Genomic DNA, 12,349 nt, shown 5'->3' with positions numbered 1-12,349 from the left:
TTCTGGTCGCGGCAGCGGGCGCGTCTACCGCGGGGGTCAGCGGTTGGGGTCCCCGCGCCAGCGGAAACTGTTGACGTATTTGCCCATGTCCAGGGCCAGCTGCAGGTTGGCGCCCGAGGGCTTGCTGGCCCCTGAGCCAGGGCCGAATTCCCGGTAGGGTCCTACGGCCGATGCGATCAGGGCGAGGTCGTCTTTGACCGCGACCAACACCAGCACCCGCATCCGCATGTAGTTACTCGTGGCGCCCTGTGGCCAGCAGTCGGCGACCAGGCCGAACCCGGGGTGGTAACCGACCATCGCGTTGGGGATGTCGTAGGCCGTCTTGGTATCCGGAAATGTCTTTTTGACAAGAGAATTGGCGATGTCCTCGGCGTTGCGTCCACCGGCCGGCTCACTGAACAACTGGAGCATGCCACCGTCACCGGCCTGGAATTCCGCGGTGACACCGGTGGGGTTGGTGGTGACCTTGTAGGCCGAGGACGCCACCGGGTAGGACACCGAAAAGCTGCCGTCGGGGGCGGTGAACACCGGATTGATCGCCACCGCCTGCCCGGTCGGGGGTTGTCCGCACTCGGGCGGGCACATGTATCGCACCGGTGGCTTGCTCGTCGCATGGGAGACCCAGGCCAGCGCGCCGGCAACCAGGGCGATTCCCGTACCCAGGACCGCCAGCACTTTCAGGGCCGACGTCTTGCGGATGGCCCGGGTGCGGCCGGTGGAAATAGGTACCGCATAGCCGGGAAAGAACGTGCTCATCCCGGGTCACGCACCGGCCGGTGCTCACGACGCTCTTCTCTGGACGTGCGTGACGAGGCATGGGTAGCCGCACCGCAGTGCGGGCAGAACGACATGTCGGGCACGACGTGGCCGCAGCGCGGGCAGAAGATGGGTTGGTCGGAGGCGATCTCGTCCTGTGCTTCGTGCAGCAGCGCCAGATGCAGACCGACGCGCAGCGCCAGTAGCGCAATCATCGCCACCGTGATGTGCACCGCCAGCTGGATCCACTGGGGGATACGGGCAACATCGACCAGACCCAGCCCGGTGTAGATGATCAGCACCGCAAACGCGCAGGAGAACATCACCAGCCGGACATAGCCGACATGTTTGTCGATCTTGGTGGCGGGGCGGGTGAACCACAGCGCCGCACCGATCAGACCGCCGATGGATGCTGCGGTCAAAGGCACGGCAACACCGCGTATCCCGGCCTCGACGATCAGGCCGGACATCGGGCGGTTACGCGCCACCATGCCGGCGGTGAGCTGCGGTGCCAGCCGGGTCAGGGTGGCGGCCGCGGTGAAGGCTGTCGCACCGAGCGCGCCGATCATGAAGCCGTCCAACGATTCCCGGCTGGCCGGTCGAGTGATCCGGACCACGACAGCGGGCACCAGCATCAGGACCGCACCGCCCAGCGGAATCCCCAAGCCGTTGCGCATGATCCGGAAACCGGTCACCCCGGCACCGAGCGGGACGCCGTAGGACTTGGCCATGACATGGCCGGTGAGAAGCACCCATCCGACTCCCAGTGCGATTCCCAGCACGATGGTCAGCACCAGATTGGCGCGGCGCAGGTCGCGGAAGGCGTCGGACTCATAGAGATAGATCAGGAACAGCAGTGGAAGGCCGAGCGCAGCGACCGCGATCAGGGCTGCGGGCAGCCGCAGCAGCGCGCACGCCACCAACCCGGCCAACAGGACCAGCATCGCGACGCGGAACGGGGTGCGGGATTGGTGCGACAGGTGGGGGAACAGCGAGCTGGTGATCGACGGGCGCAGCAGATGCTCGTCGGGGGCGACGCAGGATGCACTGAGGCGCAACCATTCCGGTCCGTCTCCTCGCTCCTTGTCGATCGGTACCCCGCACAGCCCACAGAATTTGCCGTCGGGCACGTCGACCTTGCAGACGCGGCACTCGGTGGTGGGGACGTCGGTGTCGTCAGGCGTGTCGGTCATCGGTTCGCCTTCTGCAGGACGAGCAGGTTCTTGACGAGGTTCTCCACGTCAGGCGAGCCCAGCCCGGTCACCAGGTCGTAGCCGGGTGCGGCGGTGGCCACCGCATTGCCGCCGAGATCGACATCACGGAAAGCCGGCAGCGGAGCTCCTTTGGCGATCTTGTACAGCTGGGGATTGAGATCGCCGAGGGCGCGGCCGCCGTTGGCGATCAGGTACTGATTCATCACCGCGGCCATCCCGGCCCACAACGGGGCGGACTGCGATGTGCCTCCGCCGACCAGAACCTGGCCGTTCAGAACGATTTTCACGCCCGTGAACGGGTCGGCCACGGCGGCCACATCCGGGGTCAGTCGCCGTTGCTCCCCGCGATCGCCGGGTGCGGACAGTCCGTGCTGCCACTCGGGGCGGTCGAACAGTGAGGACACCCCGCCGCCGGTGCCCTGCGACAGCGGGACGTCGAACCAGGCCTGCTCGGCCAGCCAGCCGCCGTCGGCGTCGGTGGACAGCGTCGTGCCGCCGACATCGGTGATCTCCGGCAGGGAGGCCACTGAGTCCAGGCCGATGTCATCTTCTTCGGGTGCGGACGACCAGTCTTGTCCGCCTTTGCATTCCAGGCCGGCCAGGTCACCGCTGGCGTTGAATGCCGTGGTGCCGTGGGTGTGTGCGGTGACCAGTGCCGAGCGGACGGGGGCGAGATCGGCTGCGGTGATCAACTTGTCGCAGCCCCAGCCGATCGAGAAACTCCACACTGCGCCGGGGAACTGCTGGTCCGCGGACTCCAGCATCTTCCCGATCTTTTCGTAGGCGCCGTCCCCCTGAACGGTCGGCCGGGCGTTGACCACGACCTTCTGCGCATCAGGGGCGATGGCGTGGGCGACCTGCAGGTCCATCGTGGTCTCACCGTGCGGGGCACTCGGTTGCCCGCCGACCACGGTGGGAGTGAACCTGGGCAGGCCGAAGGTGGTGGCGAACGTGTCCAGATCGGCCTGATCGAAACCGTCGAATGCGAAGAACACGATGGTGGTGCCCTTGCCGGTGAACCCCTGTTTCGCCAGGTTGGTGAGGTTGTAGGTGTTGAGCACCGCCTGCGGCGTCAACCCCTGGTCCGGAACATCGATAGGCAGGTTCCGCAGGTCCGGCAGCGACATCCGGTACGGCGTGTAGCCCAGGATGCGGCCGACTCCGGAGACCTCCCCGGTCAGTGGTTCGGGTACCGACGGCTGCTGCGGTGAGGCGTAGAACTCCTGACCGCGTAGGCCGCGGTAGTCGTGGATGTCCACGCCGAAAGCGGTTGCCATCGCGGCGGATCGGCCTTCGGCGATCGCCCAGGCATCACCGGGTCGCCACCGGACCGACAGCGAATGCTCCTCGGCCCACCCGAACAGCGCAGCCGGTCGGGTGATGCCGTGCAGCGTCATGGTCAGCTGTGCCGAGCCGCTCTCGGCGGGTCCGAGATCCGTTGAGGCAGAAAGCAGTTGGGCGTACGGTCCCGTAATTTGCGTGGGACCGTACGCCCGATCGCCTGTGGCGGGGCCGGCTCGCAGGTCGGAGACCAGCAGGGCGCTGAACAGGATCAGCGCCAGTAACGCCCGTCCGGGGGCGATGTTCATCCCCGCCATGGGCGAACGACCGACTTTCTGCGCTCCCGCGACCTAGCGGTGGGTGCCGGGGATGCCGGTCGGCGCCGGCGGTGCCTTCACGTCAGGCGTGAACAGATTGCCGCCGGTGGGGTTGATCGACTTCTCGGTCGGCTCGACCGAAGGCGGCGGGGCGGGAGCGGCCGGCGTGGTGGTGGTGGTCGTCGTCGTGGTGGTGGTTGGCGTGGTGGTCTCGGGACCCTTCTTCTCCTCGGTACCGCACGCCGCGGTGAACGAGATCATCCCGATGACTGCCGCACCGCCCACAATGACGGTGAGCCGACGAGTCAACTGCCCAGACTTCATGATGCTGTCCTCACTGTCCCCCGTGCTGTTACAGAACTTGGCCTTCGGCGAATCGCAGTGGATTCCCACTACCTGCAACGCAAGTTGTGGCCAGTCCCATCCCGAAGCGGGTTCTGGTGAACGGAACTCTAACTCAAGGTCCGCGCGGGTGCAGAGCCATTACGGGGGGCCTTGTCCTGGGGGGGTCGGTGGCCGGCTCTCGCAGCTTGACGCTGTCGGGGGGTGGGTGTTTACTCGAGCGATCGAACATATATTCGAAAATGGTGATGGGCAGATGGTGCGGGAGGTGTTGTTGTGACTGCTGCGGCAGAGCTCGATTTACGCCTGCTTACCCGCTCCGAACAGGTAGAACACCTCCGGCGCAAGATTGCCTCCGTGTCCGGGAAGGTCGGCCCGGTACATCGCGGTGTGCCCAGGTCGTCGGCGGTGGTCCCGGCTCCAGAATCTTTGCTGGAGCCGCCTGAGGCGCTGGTTGAGACGCTGCCCGAGGGCCTGCCGACGATGCTGCCACGCGGGTCCGTCGCGGTGGCCGCGGGTGCCCGGTCGCTGTCGCTGGGGATGGTGGCGGCGGTGACGGCTGCAGGTGGGCACGCGGTGATCATCGGTCAACCCGATGTCGGCCTGCTGGCCGCAGTGGAGATGGGCGCCGATCTGAGCCGGCTCGCGGTGATCCCCGACCCGGGCGCCGATCCCGTCGAGGTGGCCGCGGTGCTGATGGACGGGATGGATCTGGTGGTGCTCGGGTTGGGTGGGCGTTCGGTGCCGCCGAGCCGGGCCCGGGTGATGGTGGCGCGGGCCCGGCAGAAGGGCTGCACCCTGCTGGTCACCGATGGTGACTGGCAGGGCGCGTCGGCTCGGCTGGAGGCCCGGGTGTCCGGCTATGAGGTGGTCGGTGCCGGCCGGGGTGTCCCGGTGCCCGGGCGCGGTCGGATCAGCCGGGTCCGGCTGGCCATGCGGGCCCGTGGTCGAGGCGTCGGACCGGCTTGCGCGGCAGGCGGATAGCTCATGCCCGCGGATTCCAGGGTGCTGGCCCTCTGGTGTATGGACTGGCCCGCGGTGGCCGCGGCGACGGCGGCAGGCCTGACGTCGACGGTGCCGGTCGCGGTCACTTTGGCCAACCGGGTGATCGCCTGCTCGGCGTCGGCGCGTGCGGCCGGGGTCCGACGCGGGCTGCGCCGCCGCGAGGCGCAGGCCCGGTGCCCACAACTGCATGTCGTCACCGCCGACCCGGCCAGGGATGCCCGCCATTTCGAGAACGTGACGCTTGCCGTCGACGATCTGGTGCCGCGCGCCGAGGTGCTGCGTCCGGGACTGCTGGTGCTCTCGGTACGCGGCGCGGCACGGTACTTCGGGTCCGAACCGGTGGCGGCCGAACGATTGATCGACGCCGTCGCCGCGGCGGGGGCCGAATGCCAGGTCGGTATCGCCGATCAACTTTCCACCGCGGTCTTCGCCGCCCGGGCGGGTTGCATCGTCGAACCCGGTAACGACGCGCTGTTTCTTTCTGGCCTGTCGATCCGGCAGTTGGCCACCGAACCGGCCCTGGCCGCTCCCGGCCGTGAGGACTTGGCAGACCTGTTGTGGCGGATGGGTATCCGAACCCTTGGGCAGTTCGCCGAGTTGTCCCGTACCGATGTCGCCTCCCGGTTCGGCGCGGATGCGGTGACGGCGCACCGGTTCGCCTGTGGGGAGCCGGACCGTGGCCCCTCCGGACGGGATCCGGCCATCGAACTCGATGCGGTGATGAACTGTGACCCGCCGATCGAACGGGTGGATGCCGCAGCCTTCGCGGGACGGTCACTGGCCAGTGATCTGCATCGCCATCTGGAGGCGGCCGGGGTCGGCTGTACCCGGTTGGCCATCCATGCCGTCACCGCCAATGGTGAAGAGCTGGAACGGGTCTGGCGGTGCGCTGAACCGTTGACCGAGGATGCCACCGCCGACCGGGTGCGCTGGCAGCTGGACGGCTGGCTGAACCGCCGCACTTCCGAGCGGCCCACGGCCCCGGTCACGGTGCTGCGCCTGCGCCCGGTGGAGGTGGTGTCCGCCGCGGCGCTGCAGTTGCCGCTGTGGGGCGGGATCGGGGAGGAAGACCGGTTGCGGGCCCGGCGTGCGCTGCTGCGGGTCCAGGGTCTGCTCGGGCCGGAAGCGGTAAAGGTGCCGGTGCTCAGCGGCGGCCGCGGGCCTGCCGAGCGCATCACCTTCACGCCGTTGGGGGATGAGCAGGTACCGCGAGCCGATCCGCGGCAGCCCTGGCCCGGCCAGCTTCCCGAGCCCTCACCGACCGTACTGCTCGATGATCCAGTGGAACTTCTTGACGTACAAGGAAACCCGGTCCGGGTCACCAGCCGCGGGTTGTTCTCGTCCGACCCGGCGCAGCTGGCCGGCGCCGGCCAGCGTGACGGCAGGCTGCGCTGGTGGGCGGGGCCGTGGCCGGTCGACGAGCGGTGGTGGGATCCGGAGAACCGAGGGGCCGGGCGCACCGCGCGGGTCCAGGTGCTGCTGGGGGGTCACGAGGGGGCCGGCGAAGGAGACCTGGCTCTGCTGCTGTGTTACCGGCAGCGCCGGTGGTATCTGGAGGGTGCCTATGAATGAGGGTCTGGGCCGGATCAGCTCAGGCGTTGCGCGAACTCCCCGACCCGGCTGATGAACCGGTCGAAGAACACCGTCGGGTCGACCTCCGTGCCGACGAGCGCATTGGGCGGACGGCCCCAGTGTCCGCGCCAGTCGGCCACCGTCATACCGCGGGTCAGGGTGCCGCTCAGCTCTACATCGACCGTGGTTTCCCGGCAGCTCACCAATTCCGGATCCAGCGCGACCGCGGCGGCCAGGGGATCGTGCAGGTGCGCCAGGTACCCGTCGCCGGTGTCGAAGTGGAACTCGAAGTAGAACCGCATGGCGTCTTCGAGCACGCGGATCAACGGGTTGTCCGCCGTGGACCGGGTGCCCCGCTCGTCGAGCACACTCATCAGTGCCGACGGCGAGCCGGACGCGGCCGCCAGTCGGTTCAGCAGCGCGGGAGTCAACGCGATGTTCTCGGTGAGGTTGAGGCCCAGCACGATAGGGACATGTGTCGCCTCATCCAGACCCCAGGCGGCATTCCAACCGCGGAACACCTCGGCGGCGGACTCGGGATCCACGCTGATGTTCCACTCCGACACCGGCGTGGTGTTGCCTCGGTAGTCGAAGGCCCCGCCCATGATGACCAGCCGGCGCAGCAGCTTGGGCAGGGTGGGTTCGGCGCGCATGGCCAGGGCCAGGTTGGTCAGGGGGCCTGTGGCCAGCCCGATCAATTCACCCGGGTATGCACGTGCAGCGCGTACCCAGGCCTCGGCGGCGTCGTGTGCGGTCAGCAGCCGGTCGGTGTTCGGCAATTGCGCGTATCCCAGACCCTGTGGCCCGTGGGTGTCCTCGGCGGTGCGCAACGGTGCGCTCAACGGCTGCTCGGCTCCCTTGGAGACCGGTATCCCCGCCACCCCGCACAGTTCCAGCAGGCCCAGATTGTTGGCGCATACCTGTTGCACCGGAACATTTCCCGCGGTCGAGGCGATACCGACCAACTCGGCTTCAGGGCTGGCGAGCAGATATGCCAGCGCCATGGCGTCATCGACACCGGTATCGACATCGGCGAATACGGGTAGCGACGTCACGTCGCCAACCTTAAGCGTGGGCGGGCTCACTGCTCAACAAATCGCAGGCCGACCAGGCCCACCACGATCAACGCGATGAACGTCATCCGCAGCGGTGTCAGCGCATCACCGAACAGCACCACGCCCGCGATGGTGACCCCGACCGCGCCGATTCCGGCCCACACCGCGTACGCCGTGCCGACCGGAAGGTGTTTGACCACCAGGGCCAGGATCACGAAGCTGACCACCGCGGCGATCACGCACACCACGCTCGGCCACAGTCGGGTGAAGCCCTCGGACTGTTTGATGGCCAGCGCCCAGACGATCTCCAGCAGTCCGGCGAAGGCCAGCAGAACCCACGACATCGTTGCCTCCCGGGCGTCAGGCGTTGTAGCCGCCGTCGACGGTCAGGGTCGTGCCGTTCACGTATTGCGCATCCGGACCGGCGAGGTAGGCGACAGCGGCGGCGATTTCGTCGGCCTGCGCGAAGCGTCCCAGCGGAATGTTCGGGAGGTCGGCGATGGCCTCGGGACTGTCGGCCGGATTCATCTCAGTGTCGGTATTGCCCGGCTGTACCACGTTGGCGGTGATGCCACGTGGCCCGAGATCACGGGCCAGTCCCCGGGCGAGCGCGCCGACGGCCGCCTTGGTCGTCGAATACAGCGTCACGCCGGGAAAGGGGGTGCGGTCGGCCAGGTTGCTGCCGATCGTGATGATCCGGCCGCCCTCGCCCATGGCCGCCGCGGCAGCCTGACTGAACAGGAACGGCGCGCGGATGTGCAGGTTGATGGCCTGGTCGATATCGCCGGCGCTCACCCGGTCCAGCGGACCGTTGGGGAAGACTCCGGCGTTGTTCACCAGGATGTCCAGCCGGCCGAACGCGTCGAGGACGGCATCGACCGCGTGCGGTGCCGCGTCTGGCGCAGCACTGTCGAGTTGTAGTGCAAGGGCTTTCGCGCCGAACCCGGTGATCGCGTCGACCACTTCGGCCGCTCGCTCGGGCGATGAGTGGTAGGTGAAGGCCACGTCGGCGCCTTCGGCCGCGAGGCGGCGCGCGATTGCCGCACCGATTCCGCGGCTGCCACCGGTGATGAGTGCGGCCTTGGATGTCAATGCCTTCAACGCCATACGTGGCTCCAATCAATTTTGTAATAGACACTACAAATATAGACTGTCCGTATGCCCCGTCAACCCACCGCACGTCGCGGCCGGCCACGCGCGTTCGATCGAGACACCGCGCTGCAGGCCGCAACTGACGTGTTCTGGGAGCGTGGGTACGAAGGCACCCGGGTGAGTGACCTGACCGAGGCGATGGGACTCAACGCGCCGAGCCTGTATGCGACATTCGGCTCCAAGGAGGACCTGTTCCGCGAGGCGGTCGCGTACTACGGCGCCCCGGAACGCTCCCCGCTCATGATCGCGCTGCAACGCCCGGTTCCGATTCGAGACGCGGTCGAGGCCATGTTGCGCGACAGCGTGCACCAGTACGCTGACCCCGACAGCCCGCCTGGTTGCCTGATCGTGCTCGCCGGGATCGCCTATTCGACCGAGACCGAGGCGTTGCGGGATCTGCTCAAGGCGTACCGGGACGAGGACCGCGCGCAGTTGCAGGCCCGGATCCGGGCGGCCATCGCCGACGGTGAACTACCGGCTGATCTGGACTCGCAACGGCTCGCGTCGTTCCTGATCACCGTGCTCCACGGGTTGTCGATCCAGGCAAGAGACGGCGCGCCCCGGGCTGACATGGATGCCACCGTGGACCTGGCAATGCTGGCCTGGGACAGCGCGGCCGGAGGCGCCGGTACGAAAGCGGTTGGTACGCCGTGACTTACCAGTGCACCCCGGGCACCAATCGCACTGCCCGTTTGACCGGGCGCGACACCGCACGCGGGACCCGGATGTTTCGGGTGCTGCGGACCGGTCGCTTCGGCCGTCGTTGCGCCTCACCACCGGTCGTAACGTCGGTGCCGTCGCCGGCCTGCCCACGTGCGGCCGCCGAGTCCGGGTAGCCCAGATACAGCTGATGCAGAACGCGGCGAGACAGTTTCGGGGTCAGGTAGGTACCGAAATCCGCCACGGTGCCCAGTGGGGTGTCGATCCGGGCCGGCTTTTCCACCAGACCGCGCACCACCATGGCCGCGGCGTGCTCGGCGGAGATCGGGGGCACCGGGTTCAGCTTGCGCGACGGTGCGATCATCGGCGTCTTCACCAGCGGCATATGGATATTGGTGAAGGTGATGTGATCCGAGAGGGTCTCGGTGCCGACCACCTCGGAGAACGCGTCCAGCGCGGCCTTGGTCGGTAGGTAGGCGCTGTACTTCGGGCTGTTGGCCTGCACGCCGGCGCTCGACACGTTGACCACATGGCCGAACCGGCGTTCGCGCCAGTGCGGCAGCAGCGCCAGCACCATCCGGACCGAGCCGAAGTAGTTGACCGCCATCACCCGCTCGTAGTCGTGGAGGCGGTCCGTCGAATTCACCACGGATCGCCGGATGGACCGGCCGGCGTTGTTCACCAGGTAGTCGACGTGGCCGAACCGGCCGAGGATGTCCTTGACCGTGTGCTCGACCGACGCCGAATCGGTGACGTCACAAGTGAACGCATAGGCCTGACCTCCGGCCGAGCGGATCTCGTCGACCAGGTCGTCGAGTGCGTCGCCGTTGCGCGCCAGGGCGAAGACGCAGCCGCCGCGTTCGGCGACGGCGACTGCCGAGGCCCGGCCGATGCCGCTGGAAGCGCCGGTGATGATGACGTTCCTGCCGACCAGAGGGCCGGACGGGTCGTCGCGCCGCGCCCGGTCCGGATCGAGGTGCTGCGCCCAGTATCGCCAGAGTTTCGGTGCGTAAGAAGAGAATTCGGGAACCGCGATCCCGGTACCGCGTAGCGCGGCGGTGGCGTTGTCCGCGGTGAAGGTCGGCCGCAACTCGACGACGTCGAGCACCTCGCCCGGGATGCCCAGCTGGGTGGCGACGATGTTGCGCACTGCCTTGACCCGTCCCCGGGCCCGCAACACCGGAGCCGCGGTGGCCCGCGGCAGCGATCCGCGTAGTGGAGGCAGCCCCGCCTCGGCGGCGACCCCGCGGTAGATCTCGCGCAGCCCGATGGTCTTCGGCGCGGTGAGATGGAACGTCTCACCGTCCTTGCCTTCGACATGCATGAGCGCGACCATCGCGTCGACCACGTAGTCCACCGGCACGACGTTGGTCCGGCCGGAGTCGGGCAGCATCATCGGCGTGAACTTGGGAAGCGCGGCGAGACGTGCCAGTACACCGAAGAAGTAGTACGGGCCGTCGATCTTGTCCATCTCACCGGTCTGCGAATCGCCGACCACGACCGCCGGGCGGTACACCCGGTAGCGCAGGCCCGGTGTCGAGCGCACGAGCAGTTCCGCCTCGAACTTGGTCTGGTGATACGGCGTGGGCAGGTCCTGGGCGACGTCGAAATCGTCCTCGGTGAACACGCCCCGATGGTTTCCGGCCACCGCGATCGAGGACACGTGGTGCAACGTGGCGTCCAGGCGCCGGGCCAGCTCGATCACCGCACGGGTGCCGTCCACATTGGCGGCCCGTTGCTCGGACTCACCAACGGTCATGTCGTAGATGGCCGCACAGTGCACCACGTGCGAGATGTCGCCCAGCTCGGCGATATCGGTGTCGGTCAAGCCGAGGTCGGCCGCCGTCAGGTCGCCGACCAGCGGTTTCGCCCGCTCGTCCCAGCCTTGGGCGAGCCGCTCGAACCGGGTCAGCGACTCGCGGCGCACCAGCACCCACACCTCGGCGCCGGGCTCGCGGGACAGAATCCGGGTGATCACTCGGCGGCCAATAAACCCGGTACCGCCGGTAACGACATAACGCATGCGAGCCATCGTGGCCCCAGATCGGGCAAACGTCAACAAGGGCGGTCGACTCAACTATCGTCGGCACGCATGCCCCTCAACCCGGACGCCATTGGCGAGACGACCGATCCGATTCCGTTCGACTGGACCGACCGCGACACCCTGCTGTACGCCCTCGGCGTCGGCGCAGGCACCGATGACCTTGCCTTCACCACCGAGAACAGCCACGAGATCGAACAGCAGGTACTCCCGACGTATGCGGTGATCGCGTGCTCGCCCTTCCCGGCAGCGCTCAAGATCGGCACCTTCAACTTCGGCATGCTGCTGCACGGTTCCCAGGAGATCCGGCTGCATCGGCCGCTGCCCCCGTCCGGAAAGCTGACCGTGGTCTCCGAGGTCGCCGACATCCAGGACAAGGGCGAAGGCAAGAACGCGGTGGTCATGCTCAAGGGCATCGGTTCCGATCCGGCCAGCGGTGAGGTCGTCGCGGAAACCCTTACCACCGTGGTGATTCGGGGTGAAGGCGGATTCGGCGGGCAGCCCGGGCAGCGTCCGGTGGCGCCGCAGATCCCCGACCGTGAACCCGACGCTCAGGTGGTGCTGCCCACCCGCGAGGACCAGGCGCTGATCTACCGGCTCTCCGGGGACCGCAACCCGCTGCACAGCGATCCCTGGTTCGCGCAGAATCTCGCCGGTTTCCCGAAGCCGATCCTGCACGGGCTGTGCACCTACGGCGTGGCCGGACGGGCGCTGGTCGCCGCGCTCGGCGGCGGAGATGCCACGAAGGTTCATGCGGTGGCGGCGCGGTTCAGTTCGCCGGTGTTCCCGGGCGAGACGCTGACGACGTCGATCTGGCGTACCGAACCGGGACGCGCGGTGTTCCGCACCGAGGCCGCCGGGCCCGACGGTGCCGATGCCCGGCTCGTACTCGAGGACGGCGCCGCCGAGTATTCCGAGTGATCCAGCCGATCCGGCAATTTCGTAGAAGCCCTG

General features: G+C 67.9%; 12 protein-coding genes. 4 read left to right on the top strand and 8 right to left on the bottom strand.

All coding sequences use genetic code 11. From position 1 onward, the window contains the following. Positions 1-36: 36 nt before the first annotated feature. The 4 genes from ACZYZ7_RS19985 to ACZYZ7_RS19970 are packed head-to-tail and all read right to left on the bottom strand — an operon-like array spanning position 37 to position 3,892. Positions 37-756 carry a hypothetical protein gene (locus tag ACZYZ7_RS19985; protein WP_463741587.1) on the bottom strand — a complete coding sequence of 240 codons (720 nt, stop codon included), beginning with the start codon at positions 754-756 and terminating at the stop codon, positions 37-39. Next, positions 753-1,949 carry a zinc ribbon domain-containing protein gene (locus ACZYZ7_RS19980; protein ID WP_463741586.1) on the bottom strand — a complete coding sequence of 399 codons (1,197 nt, stop codon included), beginning with the start codon at positions 1,947-1,949 and terminating at the stop codon, positions 753-755. Before ACZYZ7_RS19980 ends, ACZYZ7_RS19985 begins: the two co-directional genes overlap by 4 nt. Then, a complete protein-coding gene (locus ACZYZ7_RS19975) occupies positions 1,946-3,559 on the bottom strand; it encodes a S53 family peptidase (RefSeq protein ID WP_450070398.1) in 1,614 nt (537 codons plus the stop codon). The genes ACZYZ7_RS19980 and ACZYZ7_RS19975 overlap by 4 nt, the downstream gene beginning before the upstream one ends. Before the next feature lie 42 nt (positions 3,560-3,601). Further along, on the bottom strand, positions 3,602-3,892 hold the full coding sequence (locus ACZYZ7_RS19970; protein WP_450070397.1) for a hypothetical protein: 291 nt from the start codon (positions 3,890-3,892) through the stop codon (positions 3,602-3,604). Positions 3,893-4,186: 294 nt separating this feature from the next. Between ACZYZ7_RS19970 and ACZYZ7_RS19965 the strand changes: the two genes are divergently transcribed. Further along, positions 4,187-4,894, top strand: coding sequence for a hypothetical protein (locus ACZYZ7_RS19965; RefSeq protein WP_463741585.1), 708 nt, complete (start codon positions 4,187-4,189; stop codon positions 4,892-4,894). Between the two features lie 3 nt (positions 4,895-4,897). Further along, positions 4,898-6,487, top strand: a complete 1,590-nt coding sequence (locus ACZYZ7_RS19960; protein ID WP_135453061.1) for a DNA polymerase Y family protein — start codon at positions 4,898-4,900, stop codon at positions 6,485-6,487. A 14-nt stretch (positions 6,488-6,501) separates the two neighbouring features. On the opposite strand, the gene ACZYZ7_RS19955 is transcribed toward ACZYZ7_RS19960, so the two are convergent. Genes ACZYZ7_RS19955 through ACZYZ7_RS19945 form a run of 3 tightly spaced genes read right to left on the bottom strand, consistent with a single transcriptional unit; the run spans position 6,502 to position 8,649 of the window. Further along, positions 6,502-7,542: a nucleoside hydrolase gene (locus ACZYZ7_RS19955; protein ID WP_463741584.1), complete on the bottom strand. Its 1,041-nt coding sequence runs from the start codon at positions 7,540-7,542 to the stop codon at positions 6,502-6,504. A gap of 26 nt (positions 7,543-7,568) precedes the next feature. Next, positions 7,569-7,886, bottom strand: coding sequence for a DMT family transporter (locus ACZYZ7_RS19950; protein WP_463741583.1), 318 nt, complete (start codon positions 7,884-7,886; stop codon positions 7,569-7,571). A gap of 16 nt (positions 7,887-7,902) precedes the next feature. Next, positions 7,903-8,649: an SDR family NAD(P)-dependent oxidoreductase gene (locus ACZYZ7_RS19945; RefSeq protein WP_135453064.1), complete on the bottom strand. Its 747-nt coding sequence runs from the start codon at positions 8,647-8,649 to the stop codon at positions 7,903-7,905. A gap of 51 nt (positions 8,650-8,700) precedes the next feature. Between ACZYZ7_RS19945 and ACZYZ7_RS19940 the strand changes: the two genes are divergently transcribed. After that, complete coding sequence (locus ACZYZ7_RS19940; RefSeq protein ID WP_135453065.1) at positions 8,701-9,348, top strand: TetR/AcrR family transcriptional regulator; 648 nt, start codon at positions 8,701-8,703, stop codon at positions 9,346-9,348. Position 9,349: 1 nt separating this feature from the next. Here ACZYZ7_RS19940 and ACZYZ7_RS19935 read toward each other — a convergent pair whose 3' ends face one another. After that, positions 9,350-11,377: an SDR family oxidoreductase gene (locus tag ACZYZ7_RS19935; protein WP_463741582.1), complete on the bottom strand. Its 2,028-nt coding sequence runs from the start codon at positions 11,375-11,377 to the stop codon at positions 9,350-9,352. Between the two features lie 69 nt (positions 11,378-11,446). Between ACZYZ7_RS19935 and ACZYZ7_RS19930 the strand changes: the two genes are divergently transcribed. Continuing rightward, entirely contained in the window at positions 11,447-12,316 is an 870-nt protein-coding gene (locus ACZYZ7_RS19930) for a MaoC family dehydratase (RefSeq protein ID WP_135453067.1), read from the top strand. Positions 12,317-12,349: the final 33 nt, after the last annotated feature.

The organism is Mycobacterium sp. IDUB_17, from assembly GCF_055419465.1.
This window is presented reverse-complemented; position numbering and strand designations above follow the sequence as displayed.

Coding starts and splice junctions, on each gene's coding strand:
- ACZYZ7_RS19970 (WP_450070397.1), bottom strand. CDS start 3,892: ATGAAGTCTGGGCAGTTGACTCGTCGGCTCACCGTCATTGTGGGCGGT.
- ACZYZ7_RS19930 (WP_135453067.1), top strand. CDS start 11,447: ATGCCCCTCAACCCGGACGCCATTGGCGAGACGACCGATCCGATTCCG.
- ACZYZ7_RS19940 (WP_135453065.1), top strand. CDS start 8,701: ATGCCCCGTCAACCCACCGCACGTCGCGGCCGGCCACGCGCGTTCGAT.
- ACZYZ7_RS19935 (WP_463741582.1), bottom strand. CDS start 11,377: ATGCGTTATGTCGTTACCGGCGGTACCGGGTTTATTGGCCGCCGAGTG.
- ACZYZ7_RS19945 (WP_135453064.1), bottom strand. CDS start 8,649: ATGGCGTTGAAGGCATTGACATCCAAGGCCGCACTCATCACCGGTGGC.
- ACZYZ7_RS19975 (WP_450070398.1), bottom strand. CDS start 3,559: ATGAACATCGCCCCCGGACGGGCGTTACTGGCGCTGATCCTGTTCAGC.
- ACZYZ7_RS19980 (WP_463741586.1), bottom strand. CDS start 1,949: ATGACCGACACGCCTGACGACACCGACGTCCCCACCACCGAGTGCCGC.
- ACZYZ7_RS19985 (WP_463741587.1), bottom strand. CDS start 756: ATGAGCACGTTCTTTCCCGGCTATGCGGTACCTATTTCCACCGGCCGC.
- ACZYZ7_RS19950 (WP_463741583.1), bottom strand. CDS start 7,886: ATGTCGTGGGTTCTGCTGGCCTTCGCCGGACTGCTGGAGATCGTCTGG.
- ACZYZ7_RS19960 (WP_135453061.1), top strand. CDS start 4,898: ATGCCCGCGGATTCCAGGGTGCTGGCCCTCTGGTGTATGGACTGGCCC.